Source organism: Streptomyces sp. NPDC048659, from assembly GCF_040650575.1.
In the GTDB taxonomy this organism is placed as follows: Bacteria; Actinomycetota; Actinomycetes; order Streptomycetales; family Streptomycetaceae; genus Streptomyces.
The window spans coordinates 43,128-59,077 of record NZ_JBEZHM010000029.1 but is presented as its reverse complement, the minus strand read 5'-3'; the positions used below and the strand labels follow the sequence as shown (position 1 = coordinate 59,077).

Here is a 15,950-nt window from a genome sequence, read left to right as displayed (position 1 = left end):
CAACCGGTACGAGCGCGACACGTGCCCGCAGCACCCGCTTAACACGCGTCCGGCAGATTGGGCTCATCGGCGTCACGGAACTCCGGAGCGGCTCCCGGACTCCCGACGCCCCGGACGCGGACCGGCCCTGACCCGGGCCCGTGTCCCTCGCGGGGACCGCCGTCGTCCCGCCCCCCGGCAACGGGGGTGCGGCGGTCCCCGCGACAGTCTTTTCCGGCCCTTCCCGGCCCTTCGCCGGCCCTTCGCCGGCCCTGCTCCAGCCCTTCTTTGGCCTCCGCCCCGCTCGGGCCCCCGGGATCCGTCTTGCCTGCCTGCATATCCTCATGCAGAGTTCCAGGTGACTGAATAGACGGAAGGGGGACGGCATGAGCGACAGCCCGGCCGGACGGCTGCAGGCGCTCTTCGAGGGGCAGCGGCTGACGCCGACCCAGCGGCGGATCGCGCACTGCATGGTCCGGCGCGCCGCCGACGTGCCCTTCCTCTCCAGCGTGGAGCTGGCCGAGCTGGCCGGGGTCAGCCAGCCCTCCGTCACCCGCTTCGCCGTCGCCCTCGGCTTCGACGGCTACCCGGCGCTCCGCCGCCACCTGCGCGAGAACGGGCCCGCGGCGGCCGAGCGGGAGGCGGAGCGGGCGGAGACCGGGCACAACGAGTACCAGCAGGCCGTCCTCGCCGAGATCGAGAACCTGCGCCACCTCGCCGAGCTGCTCGCCGACCCGGCGCCGGTCGAGCGGGCGGGCGGGCTGCTCGCCGGCTCCCGGCCGCTGCTCGTGCTCGGGCTGCGGGCCGCCTCCTCGCAGGCGCGCGGCTTCGCGTACTTCGCCGCCAAGGTGCACCCGGACGTCCGGCTGCTCGACGAGGGCGGCTCCATGCTCACCGACCGCGTCGACGCGGCCGTACGCGCCGGGGCCACGGCGCTGCTCTGCTTCGCGCTGCCCCGGCATCCGCGCGAGGTCGTCGAGGCGCTGGAGTACGCGCGCTCGGCGGGGCTCACCGTGGTGACCGTCGCCGAGTCCGCGTTCGCGCCCGTCGCCGCCCACAGCGACCTGCTCATCCCGGCCGCCGTCGGCACCGGGCTCGCCTTCGACACCGCCTGCGCGCCGATGCTGCTCGGCCGGGTGCTGCTGGAGGCGATGGCGGACGGGCTGCCGGACGCGCAGGCCCGCCTGGAGGAGTTCGACACCAAGGCGGCCGCGCGCGGGCTGTTCGTCGAGTAGACCCCGGGGGCCGGGGCCCGGGGGCTCAGACCTGGATCTTGTCCCCGATCTGCTGGAGCTGGCGGCGGGCCATCGCCAGGTTGGCGCGGGTCTTGTCGAGGGCGAGGTAGAGGAACAGGCCGTTGGCGTCCCGCGAGTTGAGCAGCCGGATCAGGTGGTACTGGCCGCCGAGGGTGATCAGGATGTCCTCGATGCCGTCCTTGAGGCCCAGCATCTCCATCGTGCGGACCTTCGCGCGGACCACGTCGGTGTTGCCCGCCGCGGCCATGTTCAGGTCGAGCTCCTTGCCGCCGCCGATGGTGCCGAGCGCCATGCCGCTCGTGTAGTCGACGAGGGCGGCGCCGATCGCGCCTTCGATCTGCGCGGCTTCCTTGAGGGAGGTCTCGGTGTTCGCCATGGCTGTCGTACTTCCTTACGTGAGAGAGGGGTGTGCGTGTGCGGTCGTCTCGGTTCTCGGGTCAGGTCGGTTCGGGTCCCGGTTCGGGGCTCAGGTCAGGTCTCTGCGTTCCAGCGCGCCGTCCACCAGCTCGCCTATCCGGGCGCTGGAGCGGCGGGCCTCCAGGTGGAGGCGGCCCACGTTGATCCGCGGCTCGGCGAGCAGGGTCAGGACGGCCGAGCTCCCCGCCGCGTACGTCGCCACATAGCCGTGCTCGCCGCGCACCAGGAGCTCGCGGAAGCCGCCCTGCCCGGTGGTGTCGGTGAGCCGCTGCCCGACGCCGAGGGCCGCGGCCGTCAGCGCCGCCACGCTCTCCGCCTCGCCGTCGACGGTGTCCTGGGCGAGCACCAGGCCGTCGGCGCTGGCCGCGAGCGCCCCGGTGAGCTGCGGCAGGCGGGCCCGCAGCCGTCTCAGCTCGCCGAGCACCTCGGCTTCTGCGGTCATCAGCTGTCTCCTCTCGGCGCGCATGCGCAGGGCACGCCTCATCACAGTGCTGCCTCCAGGGCGTCGCGGAGCCGGCGGAGCAGGGCGATGTCCGGGTCGGTGGCGACCTCGCCGACCCAGGCGGGGACGGCGGGCGCGGCGGTCGGCGGCGGTTCGCTCGGGGTCTCGACCAGGCCGGCCGCCGCGAGCCGGCGCACGTCGAGCAGGGTGTGGAAGGCGGGCCGGCCGAGCACCCGGGCGATCTCCGCCGGGGTCCGCGTCCCGTCGGCCGCCGCCAGCAGCGCGCGCTGCCGGGCGCCGACCGGCTGGCCGGGGGCGGCGGGGCGGGGCACCACGGGGGCGGTGTCGACGGCGGGGTAGGGCCAGACGCTGTCGAGGAGCTCGCGGCGGCGCACGGTCTCGCGCTCGACGGCCTCGGCGTCGACCGGCCGCACCGCGCCGAACCAGTGCCCCACCCCGTACCGGAAGCGGCTCGGCGCGCTGGTGGGGGCGAGGGCGAAGAAGGCGGCGTCGAAGACGGCCCCGAGGTGGCAGATCTCCAGCTCCCCGTCGTGCAGCCGGCCGCTGTCGACGAGGAAGCGGCCGACCGCGCGGTGCGCCCCGGCCCGGTCCACGGCCTCGTCCCAGCCCTCGCGGGGCAGTCGGCCGCCCGCCGTGAGCAGGACGTCGAGGCCGGGCGCGGAGGGGCTCTCGGCGTGCACGACGCGGCCGTCGACGAGGTAGAGGGTGCCGTGGTCGCGGAGCAGGGCGCCGGTGGCGCGCTCGGCGGCGAGGCGGGTGAGCATCGGGGAGACGGTCATCCGAGGACCAGCCTCTCCGCGAGGTCGCCGAGCCGGAGGCGGGCGAGGGCGAGGTTCCCGGCGTCGCGGTCGAGCCAGAGGTGGAGGAAGACGCTGCTGTCGAAGGCGGTCTCGACGAAGCGGAGCAGGTGGTAGCCGGTGCGGGTGGTGAGGATCAGGTCCTCGACGGGGGGACCGTCGGGTATGGAGCTCCCGGATCCGCCGGGTCCGCCGGGTCCGTCCGGCCCCCCGGGTGGGGATTCGAACTCGGCCGCCGCGCGGGCCAGTTCGGCGGTTTCGGCCGCCGTGGTCTCGTGGTCGCCGACCGGGGACTCGCCCGCCGAGCCGAGGGCCAGCCCGCTGGTCCAGTCGACCAGCCAGGCGCCGCGTGCCCCCGGCAGGCCCATGGCCTCCAGTAGGCACTCGTCGATTCCGGGCACGCGAGATCCCCTCCCGATGCGGCGTGCGGACGTACGGCAGTGACGGTGACGCTACTGAACGTCGCGGCCCGGGGGAGGGGTTCTGGCATTTTCCAATGGAATTTGTCAGACCGGTGGTAAGGGAGAGGGGGCGACCGCCCGGGACAGACCCTAGCCCCGGCTCTCGACCGCCGCCGCGAGCTCCGCCAGGTCCTTGGCGAGCGCCCGCGCGACGGCCCGGGCGCCGAGGCGGCTGAGCAGCCGGGTGGCCAGTCCCGGGGTGCGGTCGTGCGCGGGGCGGGCGCTGAAGGTCATCCGCAGGGTGGTCGCCCCGGCGGAGACCGCCGGGCCCTCGGGGAGCAGGGTGAGCTCGTTGACGTAGTGCATGCCGTGCGAGTCGGCCACGGTGACGTAGCGCTCGGGCGGTTCGCAGGCGGTCACGGTCATCTCCTCCGTGGCCGACCTCCCCATCATGCGCCGGGTCTCGCGCCAGCGGGTGCCCACGCCGAAGCCGCCCGGGGTGAGCACCTCGACCTTCTCCACGCCGCTGAGCACCCGGGGCAGGTCCGGCAGGTCGGTGATCGACTCCCAGACCCGCCCGGGGGAGGCGGCGACCCGGCGCTCGACGACCACGGAGGTGGTTCCTGTCATGGCCTCATGGGACCACCGGACGCCCCGTCCCGCAGGAGCGCGCCCGGCCGGTCGCCGCCCGCCTCGGCCACGATCTCGTCGAGGGTCTGGGCCCGGCGGACGGTGCGGAAGGCGACGGAGCCGTCGGCCGTCGGGGTGAACCCGTGGACCGCCGGCCGGGGCAGGCTGTTGTACGCGTAGTGGTGGGCGAAGTAGTACGCGCCGGTGTCCGGCACGGCCACCACGTCGCCGGGGCGCAGCGGCGGCAGGCTCCGGCCGGTGGCCAGCAGGTCCCCGGCGAAGCAGGCGGGCCCGGCCACGTCCTGGACGGTCTCCTCGCCGGTCCGGGGGCGGCCCCCGGAGTCGTAGGCGAGGATCCGCAGCGGCCAGGACTCCGGCGCGTACACGGTGCGGGTGGCGACCTGGACACCCGCGTGGGTGACGGCGATGGGGCGCCCGCCGGAGACCTTGGTGTACTCGACCCGGGCCAGCACCGTGCCGTGCTTGGCGAGCAGGGCCCGGCCGAACTCGGTGACCAGGGCGTAGCGCCCGTCGAGCAGTCCGGGGACGGTGGCGGCGAGCAGGGCGGCGTACTCGGCGAAGGTGGGGGTCTCCTCGTCGGAGGCGAAGTTCACCGGGAGCCCGCCGCCGATGTCGACCGTGTCGATCTGCTGCCGTCCGGCCTTGGTGTTGATCTCCTCGGCGAGCGCGTAGGCGGCGCCGACCCCTTCGGCCATCAGGGCGAGCGGGATGCCCTGGGAGCCGGTGTGGGTGTGCAGCCGGGTGAGCCAGGGGCGGTCGAGGAAGGCCCGGACGACGGCCTCGCGGGCGCCCTCGTCGCGCAGCGCCACGCCGAACTTGGAGGTGGCGGTCGCGGTGGACAGGGCGCCGATGGAGCCGGCCCCGAGCTGCGGGTTGACCCGCAGGCCGAGCGGCGAGGCGGTGGGGGCGGAGGCGACCAGGGCGTCGAGCCGGGCCAGCTCCTGGAGGCTGTCCGCGTTGACGGCGATGCCCAGCGCGAGGGCCTGGCGCAGTTCGGCGGGGGTCTTGGCGGGGGAGTCCAGGACGGTACGGGCCGGGGGCACGCCCGCCGCGCGGGCCAGCGCCAGCTCGCCGGGGCTCGCCACCTCGACGCCGAGCCCCGCCTCGTACAGCAGGCGCAGCACGGGCACGAGCGGGGCGGCCTTGACGGCGAAGGCGTGCAGCACGGGGGCGTCGGTGACGGCGGCGAAGGCGCTGGTCAGGGCGGCGGCGGAGGCGCGGATGCCCTCGGTGTCGAGGAGCGCGGCGACGGGTTCGGAGGGGGTGAGGAGTCCTTGCTCGACGGCGGCGCGGACGGCCTGGTCGCGACGTGAGGAAGCCATCCCCCCATCCCACCACCGGGCGGGGTGGGCGCGCAGCTGTTGACTACTTCTATTCAGCCGGTCAGGATGTGAATATCTGAATCACATGCGAGGAGGCACCGCCATGTCAGGACCCCGCCCCGTACGGGCCCCGCGCGGTACGGAACTGAGCGCCCTGGGATGGCAGCAGGAGGCCGCCCTCCGGATGCTCCAGAACAACCTCGACCCCGAGGTCGCCGAGCACCCCGACAAGCTCGTCGTCTACGGCGGCACCGGCAAGGCCGCCCGCGACTGGCGCTCCTTCGACGCCATGGTCCGCACCCTGCGCACGCTGAAGCAGGACGAGACCATGCTGGTCCAGTCCGGCCGCCCGGTCGGCGTCATGCAGACCCACGAGTGGGCCCCGCGCGTTCTCATCGCCAACTCCAACCTGGTCGGCGACTGGGCCAACTGGGAGGAGTTCCGCCGCCTGGAGGCCCTCGGCCTCACCATGTACGGCCAGATGACCGCCGGGTCCTGGATCTACATCGGCACCCAGGGCATCCTCCAGGGCACCTACGAGACCTTCGCCGCCGTCGCCGCCAAGAAGTTCGGCGGCACCCTGGCCGGCACCATCACCCTCACCGCCGGCCTCGGCGGCATGGGCGGCGCCCAGCCCCTCGCCGTGACGATGAACGACGGCGTCGCGATCTGTGTCGACGTCGACCCGCGCGCCATCGAGCGCCGCATCGAGCACCGCTACCTCGACGTCAGGGCCGACAGCCTCGCGCACGCCCTCCAGCTCGCCGTCGAGGCCCGCGACGCCCGCCGCCCGCTCTCCATCGGCCTGCTCGGCAACGCCGCCGAGCTCGTCCCGCAGATGCTGGCCGAGGGCGCCCCGATCGACATCGTGACGGACCAGACCTCCGCCCACGACCCGCTCGCCTACCTCCCCGTCGGCATCGCCTTCGAGGACATGGCCGACGCGGCCGCCAAGGACCCGGCCGGCTTCACCACCCGCGCCCGCGAGTCGATGGCCCGCCACGTCGAGGCCATGGTCGGCTTCATGGACGCGGGCGCCGAGGTCTTCGACTACGGCAACTCCATCCGCGGCGAGGCCCAGCTGGCCGGCTACGACCGCGCCTTCGCCTTCCCCGGCTTCGTCCCCGCCTACATCCGGCCGCTGTTCTGCGAGGGCAAGGGCCCGTTCCGCTGGGCCGCGCTGTCCGGCGAGGCGTCCGACATCCACAAGACGGACAAGGCGATCCTCGACCTCTTCCCGGAGAACGAGTCGCTGCACCGCTGGATCAAGATGGCCGGCGAGCGCGTCCACTTCCAGGGCCTGCCCGCCCGCATCTGCTGGCTCGGCCAGGGCGAGCGCGACAAGGCCGGCGACATGTTCAACGACATGGTCGGCAACGGCACCCTCGCCGCGCCCCTCGCCATCGGCCGCGACCACCTGGACTGCGGCTCGGTGGCCTCCCCGTACCGCGAGACCGAGGCCATGCTCGACGGCTCCGACGCCATCGCGGACTGGCCGCTGCTCAACGCCATGGTCAACGTCGCCTCCGGCGCCTCCTGGGTCTCCCTCCACCACGGCGGCGGCGTCGGCATGGGCCGCTCCATCCACGCCGGACAGGTCTCCGTCGCCGACGGCACCAAGCTGGCCGGCGAGAAGATCCGCCGCGTGCTCACCAACGACCCCGGCATGGGCGTCATCCGGCACGTCGACGCCGGCTACGACATCGCGGAGCGCGTCGCCGACGAGAAGGGCGTACGCGTCCCGATGCGCGAAGGCGCCGAGGGCGCCGCAAGCGCTGAGGGCGCCGAGGGCACCGGCACCGGGGCCTCCGCGTGAGCGAGAGCTTCCACGCCATGTGGCGTTCGCTGCGGCCCATCGGCCGCAGCGACGCCTCGGGCGGCTACCGCCGCTACGCCTGGACCGGCGCCGACGCCGACTGCCGGCTCTGGTTCCGGATGCAGGCGGAGGCCCGCCGCCTCGACGTCGAGACCGACCGCAACGGCAACCAGTGGGCCTGGCTCGGCGACCCCGCCGCAGGTGACGCCGTCGTCACCGGCTCCCACCTGGACTCCGTGCCCGACGGCGGCGCCTTCGACGGCCCCCTCGGCGTCGTCTCCGCCTTCGCCGCCCTCGACGAACTGCGCGCCCGGGGCGTCTCGTTCCGGCGGCCCCTCGCCATCGTCAACTTCGGCGACGAGGAGGGCGCCCGCTTCGGGCTCGCCTGCGTCGGCTCCCGGCTCGCCGCCGGGCAGCTGACCAAGGAGAAGGCGTTCGAGCTGCGCGACGCCGACGGGATCAGCCTCCCCGAGGCCATGGAGGCCGCCGGACACGACCCCGAGTCCATCGGCGCCGACCCAGAGCGGCTCGCCCGCGTCGGCGCCTTCGTCGAGCTCCACGTCGAGCAGGGCCGCGCCCTCGACCTGTCCGGCGACCCCGTCGGCATCGCCTCCGCGATCTGGCCGCACGGCCGCTGGCGGCTGGACTTCCACGGCGAGGCCAACCACGCGGGCACCACCCGGCTCGTCGACCGGCGCGACCCGATGCTGCCGTACGCCGAGACCGTCCTCGCCGCCCGCCGCGCGGCCGAACTCGAAGGCGCCGTCGCCACCTTCGGCAAGATCGCCGTCGAGCCGAACGGCGTCAACGCGATCCCGTCGCTGGTCCGCGGCTGGCTCGACCTGCGCGCCGCCGACGAGGCCACGCTCAGCGCCACCCTCGGCGGCATCCACACCGCCGCCCTGGAGCACGCCGAGCGGCACGGCGTCGACCTGGCCCTCACCCGCGAGTCGTACACCCCGGTCATCGACTTCCAGGACGCGCTCCGCGACGAGCTGGCCCGGATCCTCGCCGGGAGCCTGGGCAAGGTCCCGGTCCTCGGCACCGGCGCGGGACACGACGCCGGAATCCTCTCCGCGTCCGTCCCGACCGCCATGCTGTTCGTGCGCAACCCCACGGGCGTCTCGCACTCCCCGGCCGAATCGGCGGCCGAGGACGACTGCGTGGCCGGCGTCCGGGCACTCGCCGACGTACTGGAGGACCTGGCGTGCAGGTGACCTACTGGCTGGAACACGCCTGGCTCGGCACGAACGTCGAGCCGGGCGTGGCGCTGGACGTCGCGGACGGCCGGATCACGGCCGTGCGCACCGGGGCCGACACCCCGCCGCCCGGCGCCGTCGTGCTGCGCGGCCTGACCCTCCCCGGCCTGGCCAACGCCCACTCGCACGCCTTCCACCGCGCCCTGCGCGGCACCGTCCAGGTGGGCTCCGGCACCTTCTGGACCTGGCGCGAGGTGATGTACACCATCGCCCAACGGCTCACCCCCGACAGCTACTTCGCGCTGGCCCGCGCGGTGTACGCGGAGATGGCGCTGGCCGGGATCACCTCGGTCGGAGAGTTCCACTATCTGCACCACGCGCCCGGCGGGAGCCCGTACGCCGACCCCAACGCCATGGGCGAGGCCCTCATCGCGGCGGCGGGCGAGGCGGGCATCCGCATCACCCTGCTCGACACCGCCTACCTCTCCTCCGGCTTCGGCGCGGCCCCCGAGCCGCACCAGCTCCGCTTCACCGACGGCACGGCGGACACCTGGGCCGAGCGGGTCTCGGCGCTCAAGGAGCGCGCGGGCGTACGGATCGGGGCCGCGATCCACTCCGTGCGCGCGGTCCCGGCCGGGCAGCTCGCCACCGTCGCCCGCTGGGCCCAGGACCGCTCGGCGCCCCTGCACGTCCACCTCTCCGAGCAGACCGCGGAGAACGACGCCTGCCAGGCCGCCCACGGCATGACGCCCACCCAGCTGCTCGCCGAGCACGGCGTGCTGGGCACGCGCACCACGGGTGTCCACAACACCCATATGACCGACGCCGACATCGCCCTGATCGGCTCCTCCGGCACCGGCACCTGCATGTGCCCGACGACCGAACGCGACCTCGCGGACGGCATCGGGCCGGCCGTCGCCCTCCAGCGGGCGGGCTCCCCGCTCTCCCTGGGCAGCGACAGCCACGCGGTCATCGACCTCCTGGAGGAGGCGCGGGCCATGGAGCTGAACGAGCGCCTGCGCACCCGCACCCGCGGCCACTGGACGGCCGCCGCCCTGCTGCGCGCCGCGACGGCCGACGGCCACGCGGCCCTCGGCTGGGCGGACGCGGGCACCCTGGAGCCGGGCGCCCTGGCCGACTTCACCACCCTCGCCCTGGACTCGGTCCGCACCGCGGGCCCGGCCGCCCGCCTGGGCGCCGAGACGGCGGTCTTCGCGGCGACGGCGGCGGACGTCCACCACGTGGTGGTGGCCGGCCGCCCGATCGTCCGGGACGGCATCCACAAGACCCTCCCGGACGCGGGCCGCGCCTTGGCGGAAGCGATCAGGACCCTCAGAGACTGACCGCCCCGGGGGTTGTGGGCATGCGTTCCGCCGGGGCGGAACGGGTGGGCACAACCCCCCACCGGCCCGCACCCTCACACCCTCCCGGAGCGCCCCATGGCCACCACGCTCATCACCGACATCGCCACCCTGGTCACCAACGACCCGGCCCAGGGCGACGGTTCATCCCTAGGTCTGCTGACGGACGCCGCCCTCGTCCTGGACGGCGACCGGGTCGTGTGGACCGGCCCCGCCGCGAAGGCCCCGGCGGCCGACCAGCGGGTCGACGCCGGGGGCCGGGCCGTCATCCCCGGCTTCGTCGACTCCCACTCGCACCTCGTCTTCGCGGGCGACCGCACCGCCGAGTTCAACGCCCGCATGTCCGGGCAGCCGTACAAGGCGGGCGGCATCCGCACGACGGTCGCGGCGACCCGCGCGGCCACCGACGCGGAACTGTCGGCGAACGTCGCCCGGTTCATGCGGGAGGCCCTGCGCCAGGGCACGACCACGTTCGAGACCAAGTCCGGCTACGGCCTGACCGTCGAGGACGAGGCCCGCGCCCTGCGCATCGCCGCCGAGCACACGGACGAGGTCACCTACCTGGGCGCCCACATCGTCTCCCCGGACTACGCGGACGACCCGGCGGCGTACGTGGAGCTGGTGACGGGCGGCATGCTGGACGCCTGCGCCCCGTACGCCCGTTGGGTCGACGTCTTCTGCGAGAAGGGTGCCTTCGACGGCGACCAGGCGCGGGCGATCCTGACGGCGGGCAAGGCGAAGGGCCTGCTGCCGCGCGTGCACGCCAACCAGCTCTCGTACGGGCCCGGCGTCCAGCTCGCGGTCGAGCTGGACGCGGCGAGCGCGGACCACTGCACCCACCTGACCGACGCGGACGTGGACGCGCTCGCCTCGGGGAACACGGTGGCGACCCTGCTGCCGGGCGCGGAGTTCTCCACCCGCGCCGCGTGGCCGGACGCCCGCCGCCTGCTGGACGCCGGCGTGACGGTGGCCCTCTCCACGGACTGCAACCCGGGCTCGTCGTTCACGTCCTCGGTGCCGTTCTGCGTCGCGCTGGCCGTCCGCGACATGCGGATGACCCCGGACGAGGCCCTGTGGTCCGCCACGGCGGGCGGCGCGGCGGCCCTGCGCCGCACCGACGTGGGCCGCCTGTCCCCCGGTGCCCGCGCGGACCTGGTCCTCCTGGACGCCCCGTCCCACGTCCACCTGGCCTACCGGCCCGGTGTCCCGCTGGTGTCGGAGGTCTGGCGGGCGGGCGCCCGGGTGGCCTGACGGGCGGTCACGCCAGCCAGAGCACCCCGCGGCGGTGGCGGGCCGGGGGCACGTCCACCGCGTCCGCCGCCTCCGGGGAGAGCCGCCCGGCGGGCGAGTCGACGAGCCGTACGACGGTCCCGAGCCGCGCCCGCAGCCGCTGCCGGGCGCGGCGCTCCGCCACGGTGGCCTCGCGGCCGAGGGCGCGGTCGCGGTTGTGGCGGGCGAAGGCGTACACCGCCACGGACCGCCGGACCGCCCTCGGCGCGGACCCGCCGCCGTGGCGCAGGTCGTACAGCACCAGGGCGTGCCAGGGGCGGCCGGGGCGGTCCCCGGCGACGGGCGCGTGCCGGGGCGGCACGTGGTGGGCGGTGCGCGACATGGGACCGACTGTCGCAGCGCCGACCGGGTCCGGTCCAGCCCGTTTCCGTGCCGCCGGGCCGGAGTTCAGTCCTCCGCCGTCAGGCCCCTGCGGAGCCGGGCCAGGGTGCGGGAGAGCAGCCGGGAGACGTGCATCTGGGAGATGCCCAGCTCCTCGCCGATCTCCGACTGGGTGAGGCCCGCGGTGAAGCGGAGCGAGAGGATGCGGCGGTCGCGGGCCGGCAGTGAGGCGATCATCGGCTTGAGCGACTCGATGTACTCGATGCCCTCCAGACCGTGGTCCTCGTAGCCGAGCCGGTCCGCCAGCGGCGCCGCCTCGGACGCGGAGTCGTCGGGCGGGGCGTCCAGGGAGCTCGCGGTGTACGCGTTGGCGGCGGCCATGCCCTCGATCACCTCGTCGGCGCCGATGCCCAGTTCGCGGGCGAGCTCGTCGACGGTGGGCGAGCGGTCGAGCCGCTGGGCGAGCTCGTCGCCCGCCTTGGCCAGCGCGATGCGCAGTTCCTGGAGCCGCCGGGGGACGTGCACGGACCAGGAGGTGTCGCGGAAGAAGCGCTTGATCTCGCCGATGATCGTCGGCATCGCGAAGGTGGGGAACTCCACGCCGCGGGCCAGGTCGAAGCGGTCGATCGCCTTGATGAGGCCGATCGTGCCGACCTGGACGATGTCCTCCATCGGCTCGCTGCGGGTGCGGAACCGTGAGGCGGCGAACTTGACCAGCGCCAGGTTGAGTTCGATCAGGGTGTTGCGGACGTACGCGTACTCGTGGGTGCCCTCCTCCAGCTCGCCGAGGCGGGCGAAGAGGGTCTTGGAGAGGGCGCGCGCGTCCTGCGGCGCGATCTCGTCCGGATGCGGGATCCGCGGGAGGTCCGGGAGCTCCGTGACGTCGAGCCGGGGTGACATGGTCTCCTCCATCGTTGTGTCTCTCGCTGCGGTGTGCGGCGCCTCCAAGCCGGCCAATGCGGAATGTGTCCTTCTAGCCCTACCGGTTCGACACCGATGGTTGCAAGTGGCAATTGTCTGCTTTGGGAGTGTTTGCGGTGGAGCTCATGTGCGGTTCGGGGGGCCGCGCTTGTATGGTTCGACGCATGTACCGCCAGCACATCGGCAGCGCACCCGGGCGGTTCCGGGTCGAGGTCCGCACCGTGGGGGCGAGCGAGGTGCTCACCCCGGTGGGTGAGCTCGATCACCACACCGCCGAACTGTTGCGCGCGCCACTCGACCGCGCGCTCGACGAGGGCCGCACCCGGCTCGTCGTCGACTGCTCACGCCTCGACTTCTGCGACTCCACCGGGCTGAACGTGCTGCTCGGCGCCCGGCTGCGGGCCGACGCCGCGGGCGGCGGGGTCCATCTCGCCGGGATGCTCCCGACGGTGGCCCGGGTGTTCGAGATCACCGGCGCCGACGCGGTCTTCACCGTCCACGAGTCGCTGGCGACGGCCCTGCCCGACTGACCCCCGACCGGCCCCCGGTCGCGGCCACGGCCCGGCCCGCCGCCCCACCCGCACCGCCCGCTCGTCCCGTCCCTCGTCCATCGGCTGAACTCGGTGAGGTGAAGCGTTGAAGGAGACCGCCTCCGGCGACCCCGAGGTCCGTACCCTCGCCCTCGGCGCGGCCAGCGGCACCGTCCCGATGGCCCGGGACTTCACCCGGCAGGCGCTCCACGACTGGGGCTGGCTGCCCGCGGCCACCGCCGACCGGCGCGCCGCCGCCGAGGACGTCCTGCTCGTGGTCTCCGAGCTCGTCACCAACGCCTGTCTGCACGCCGAGGGCCCCGAGAGCCTGCGCGTGCTGCGCCTCGCCGAGGTGCTCCGCCTCGAAGTCGTCGACCGCGGCGCCGGCCGCCCCGCCCCGCGCACCCCGCACCGCGCAGGACGCCCCGGCGGGCACGGCATGTTCATCGTGCAGCGGCTCTGCCGCGACTGGGGCGTCGAACGGATCCCGGGCGCCCCCGGAAAGACGGTCTGGGCCGAACTGGCCGCGCCCGCATAGGACTTTCACTTCCCTCTCTCTTCCCTCCGCAAGACCCCCGGCGTACCTTGACGGCCAATCTGATAGATCGTCAGCTACTGTGCGGTGAGGGGTGCTCAAGGTGCCGAACCGGAGAAGAAGGGCCGGCGCGCTGACGGCGGCGATGACGGCGGCGGGCGCGACGGTCCTGCTCGCCGCCCCCGCCGCCCACGCGGCGGTCGTCGACGTCAACTACGCCTGCGAGACGAAGATCGGGCCCAAGGGCGCCGTCTCGCCCGTCGACATCACCGCCGTCAAGAACGGCGGCTCGTACACGGTCACCATGTCGTTCGAGAAGGGCGTCTCCGACAGCCCCGTCGAACTCCCGAAGGGCGTCATGACCCCCCGCGCCGAGCTCGTCCTCGGCGGCGCGGACAGCGGCAAGGTCCAGGTCAAGGGCGTCCCCAACACGGCCGCCATCCCGCCCAACACCCCGATCGCCATTGGGAAGCTGACGGGCACGTACACCCCGAAGAAGAGCGGCAAGGTCACCTTCACCGCCGGGGTGCTCACCGTCCACGCGCTCGGCATGGACGCCGCCGTCTGCACCCCCAAGAACAGCCCCAAGCCCTCCCTCGAACTCGACGTCACCGCCGCCGGCGGCTCCGGCGGCGGCTCGGGCGACTCCGGCGGCTCGGGCGGCGACTCCGGCGGCTCCGGAGGCACGACCACCCTGCCCAAGACCGGCCCGCTCGACTCGGCCGTCGCCCTCGGCACCCTCGGCGGCACCGTCCTGCTGACCGGCGCGGCCGGGGTGCTCTGGCTCACCCGGCGCACGGCACGCTGATGCGGACGGCGTGGGCCGGGACCGGCGCCGCCGCGCTCGCCCTGCTCGGGGCGGTCGCGGCGGCACCCGCGCCCGGCTGGACGGCGGCGCCCGCCGCGGGACGCCCGTACGTCTACCTGGAGGGCGCCCCCGGCAGCGTCCTCCAGGACACCCTGTCCGTCACCAACCCGGGCAGCCGCCCGCTCACCGTGCGGCTCACCGGCGAGGGCGCCCCGGGCGCCCGGGTGGCCCTCGCCGCCCGGACCGTCACCGTGCCCGCCCGGACCCGCGCGGACGTGCCCTTCGCGGTGACCGTCACCGCCGACACCCCGCCCGGCGAGCTGCGCGGCACCGTCCGCGCCGCCGCCGCGGGACGCGAGGCGCTCGTCCCGCTGCGCCTGCGGGTCAGCGGGCCCCGGCTCGCCGCGCTCACCGTCGAGGACGTCCGCGTCGACCGCGCCGGGACCCTGCACTACACGCTCGTCAACCGCGGCAACACCCTGCTCGCCCCGCGCCTCGCCGTCCGCGCCGACGGCGCCTTCGGCCGCCGCCTGGTCGACCGGCCCGAACGCCCGCTGGAGCTGACCCTGCGCCCCGGCGAGCGGACCGTCCGCACCGAGCCCTGGCCCGACCCGCCGGCCCTGGACACGGTCACCGTCCGCGTCACGGCCACCGCCCCGGGCGCGGCCCCCGCGACGGCCGCCGCGGACACCGTCTTCGCCTCCGCGGCGGGTGTCGGCGCCGGAGCCGCCGCCCTCCTCGGGGCCGCCGCCGCCACCGCGTACGCGATACGGAGGACCCGATGAGCCCGACCAGGCCCGCGCGTACGGGTGTGGCCGCCGCCCTGCTCGCCGCGCTGCTGTTCGCCCTGCTGCCCGCCGCCCCGGCCGCCGCCGAGCCCGCGCCCACGGTGGCGCTCTCGAAGACCGAGGGCGGCAAGGGCGGCGAGCTCACCGTCAGCGGCTCCGGCTGGAAAGCGGGCGCCCTGCTCATGCTGCTGGTCTGCGGCCAGTCCGCGCCCGGCAAGGGCGTCATCGGCGGCACCAACTCCTGCGCCAACACCGAGGGCCGGGCCGCCACCGTGGACGCCAAGGGCGCCTTCAGCCAGAAGCTGCCGGTCGCCGAGCCGCCCAAGCCCTGCCCCTGCGTGGTGCACGTGGCCGGGGTCACCGGCCAGCAGGACTCCGTGGACGTCGCCTTCACCGTCGCCGGGCACCCGACCGCGCCGCTGCCCGAGCCGACCGGCACCGGGCGGCTCGCCGTCCTCGCCACCGTACGGCTCGAAGGCTCCAGCGGCGTCCTCGTCTGGTTCGGCGCCCCGGCCCGCCGCGAGGTGGTCTTCACCGTCGGCAACCTCGGCCAGACGCCCCTCAAGGACCCGGTGTTCGAGGTCGGCAGCAGCCACGGCGTCTTCTCCCCGCAGTACGAGGAACGGCCCTGGCGCGGCACCCTCCAGCCCGGCCGCAAGGCCGAGATCCGGCTGCCCGTCGAGCTGACGGCCGGCGCCCACGGCGACTACCAGGTCTCCGTCCGCTACGACGGCAAGGTGCTGGTCGAACAGCCCTGGGGCGTCGGGCGCCCGTGGGGCGTCACGCTCTTCTGGCTGCTGCTCGCGGTGGTCGTCCCGGCGGGCCTCTTCCGGATCGGCATGGCCGTCGTCGACCGGGTCCGCCCGGCGGCCCGCCGCCGCCCGCACCGGCAGCACGCCCAGCCGCACCCCCCGCACGCGCACCGGGCGCCGGACCGCGCCCCCGGGCCCGTACCGCCGGCGACCGCCGCCGGTGACGAACGGCCGACCGCGGTCCTGCCCTGGTTCACGCCCCATTCCGCACCGTCAGAGAACAGTCCGACGACGAAGGGACAGTCGTGAGCACCACACGCACGACACGCACGGCCCGCAGCAC

Annotated in this window: 18 protein-coding genes; 10 read left to right on the top strand and 8 right to left on the bottom strand. The window is 74.9% G+C overall.

The window, feature by feature from the left end; genetic code table 11:
* Positions 1-365 precede the first annotated feature (365 nt).
* Complete coding sequence (locus tag AB0C99_RS22315; protein WP_362477604.1) at positions 366-1,214, top strand: MurR/RpiR family transcriptional regulator; 849 nt, start codon at positions 366-368, stop codon at positions 1,212-1,214.
* A gap of 25 nt (positions 1,215-1,239) precedes the next feature.
* Here the strand turns inward: AB0C99_RS22315 and AB0C99_RS22310 are convergent, their stop codons facing one another.
* The 6 genes from AB0C99_RS22310 to AB0C99_RS22285 all read right to left on the bottom strand — a co-directional run bounded on the left by AB0C99_RS22310 (position 1,240) and on the right by AB0C99_RS22285 (position 5,286).
* Positions 1,240-1,611, bottom strand: a complete 372-nt coding sequence (locus AB0C99_RS22310; RefSeq protein WP_362477601.1) for a hypothetical protein — start codon at positions 1,609-1,611, stop codon at positions 1,240-1,242.
* Positions 1,612-1,701: 90 nt separating this feature from the next.
* Positions 1,702-2,094, bottom strand: coding sequence for a roadblock/LC7 domain-containing protein (locus AB0C99_RS22305; RefSeq protein ID WP_362477598.1), 393 nt, complete (start codon positions 2,092-2,094; stop codon positions 1,702-1,704).
* Positions 2,095-2,135: 41 nt separating this feature from the next.
* Entirely contained in the window at positions 2,136-2,894 is a 759-nt protein-coding gene (locus AB0C99_RS22300) for a transcriptional regulator (RefSeq protein ID WP_362477596.1), read from the bottom strand.
* Positions 2,891-3,313 (bottom strand): hypothetical protein, encoded by a 423-nt coding sequence (locus AB0C99_RS22295; protein ID WP_362477593.1) that lies wholly within the window; start codon positions 3,311-3,313, stop codon positions 2,891-2,893. Before AB0C99_RS22295 ends, AB0C99_RS22300 begins: the two co-directional genes overlap by 4 nt.
* A gap of 150 nt (positions 3,314-3,463) precedes the next feature.
* On the bottom strand, positions 3,464-3,943 hold the full coding sequence (locus tag AB0C99_RS22290) for an SRPBCC family protein (protein WP_362477590.1): 480 nt from the start codon (positions 3,941-3,943) through the stop codon (positions 3,464-3,466).
* Complete coding sequence (locus tag AB0C99_RS22285) at positions 3,940-5,286, bottom strand: diaminopimelate decarboxylase (protein ID WP_362477588.1); 1,347 nt, start codon at positions 5,284-5,286, stop codon at positions 3,940-3,942. Before AB0C99_RS22285 ends, AB0C99_RS22290 begins: the two co-directional genes overlap by 4 nt.
* Before the next feature lie 103 nt (positions 5,287-5,389).
* On the opposite strand from AB0C99_RS22285, the gene hutU reads away from it, so the two are divergent.
* From hutU to hutI, 4 genes are all read left to right on the top strand, one after another.
* Complete coding sequence (gene hutU / locus AB0C99_RS22280; RefSeq protein ID WP_362477585.1) at positions 5,390-7,102, top strand: urocanate hydratase; 1,713 nt, start codon at positions 5,390-5,392, stop codon at positions 7,100-7,102.
* A gap of 17 nt (positions 7,103-7,119) precedes the next feature.
* Complete coding sequence (locus tag AB0C99_RS22275) at positions 7,120-8,319, top strand: allantoate amidohydrolase (RefSeq protein WP_362477720.1); 1,200 nt, start codon at positions 7,120-7,122, stop codon at positions 8,317-8,319.
* Positions 8,310-9,644: a formimidoylglutamate deiminase gene (locus tag AB0C99_RS22270; RefSeq protein ID WP_362477583.1), complete on the top strand. Its 1,335-nt coding sequence runs from the start codon at positions 8,310-8,312 to the stop codon at positions 9,642-9,644. Before AB0C99_RS22275 ends, AB0C99_RS22270 begins: the two co-directional genes overlap by 10 nt.
* A gap of 96 nt (positions 9,645-9,740) precedes the next feature.
* A complete protein-coding gene (gene hutI / locus AB0C99_RS22265; RefSeq protein ID WP_362477580.1) occupies positions 9,741-10,913 on the top strand; it encodes an imidazolonepropionase in 1,173 nt (390 codons plus the stop codon).
* Positions 10,914-10,920: 7 nt separating this feature from the next.
* On the opposite strand, the gene AB0C99_RS22260 is transcribed toward hutI, so the two are convergent.
* Together AB0C99_RS22260 and AB0C99_RS22255 are read right to left on the bottom strand one after the other, a co-directional pair.
* Positions 10,921-11,274 carry a hypothetical protein gene (locus AB0C99_RS22260; protein WP_362477578.1) on the bottom strand — a complete coding sequence of 118 codons (354 nt, stop codon included), beginning with the start codon at positions 11,272-11,274 and terminating at the stop codon, positions 10,921-10,923.
* Between the two features lie 65 nt (positions 11,275-11,339).
* Positions 11,340-12,185: an RNA polymerase sigma factor SigF gene (locus AB0C99_RS22255; RefSeq protein ID WP_362477575.1), complete on the bottom strand. Its 846-nt coding sequence runs from the start codon at positions 12,183-12,185 to the stop codon at positions 11,340-11,342.
* Positions 12,186-12,358: 173 nt separating this feature from the next.
* Here AB0C99_RS22255 and AB0C99_RS22250 point away from each other — a divergent pair, with 173 nt between their 5' ends.
* From AB0C99_RS22250 to AB0C99_RS22230, 5 genes are all read left to right on the top strand, one after another.
* Positions 12,359-12,724: an STAS domain-containing protein gene (locus tag AB0C99_RS22250; protein ID WP_362477572.1), complete on the top strand. Its 366-nt coding sequence runs from the start codon at positions 12,359-12,361 to the stop codon at positions 12,722-12,724.
* 178 nt (positions 12,725-12,902) lie between these two features.
* A complete protein-coding gene (locus AB0C99_RS22245; RefSeq protein WP_362477717.1) occupies positions 12,903-13,262 on the top strand; it encodes an ATP-binding protein in 360 nt (119 codons plus the stop codon).
* Positions 13,263-13,362: 100 nt separating this feature from the next.
* On the top strand, positions 13,363-14,067 hold the full coding sequence (locus AB0C99_RS22240; RefSeq protein ID WP_362477569.1) for a peptidase: 705 nt from the start codon (positions 13,363-13,365) through the stop codon (positions 14,065-14,067).
* Positions 14,067-14,852 carry a hypothetical protein gene (locus AB0C99_RS22235; RefSeq protein ID WP_362477566.1) on the top strand — a complete coding sequence of 262 codons (786 nt, stop codon included), beginning with the start codon at positions 14,067-14,069 and terminating at the stop codon, positions 14,850-14,852. The genes AB0C99_RS22240 and AB0C99_RS22235 overlap by 1 nt, the downstream gene beginning before the upstream one ends.
* Entirely contained in the window at positions 14,849-15,916 is a 1,068-nt protein-coding gene (locus AB0C99_RS22230; RefSeq protein ID WP_362477563.1) for a hypothetical protein, read from the top strand. Before AB0C99_RS22235 ends, AB0C99_RS22230 begins: the two co-directional genes overlap by 4 nt.
* Positions 15,917-15,950: the final 34 nt, after the last annotated feature.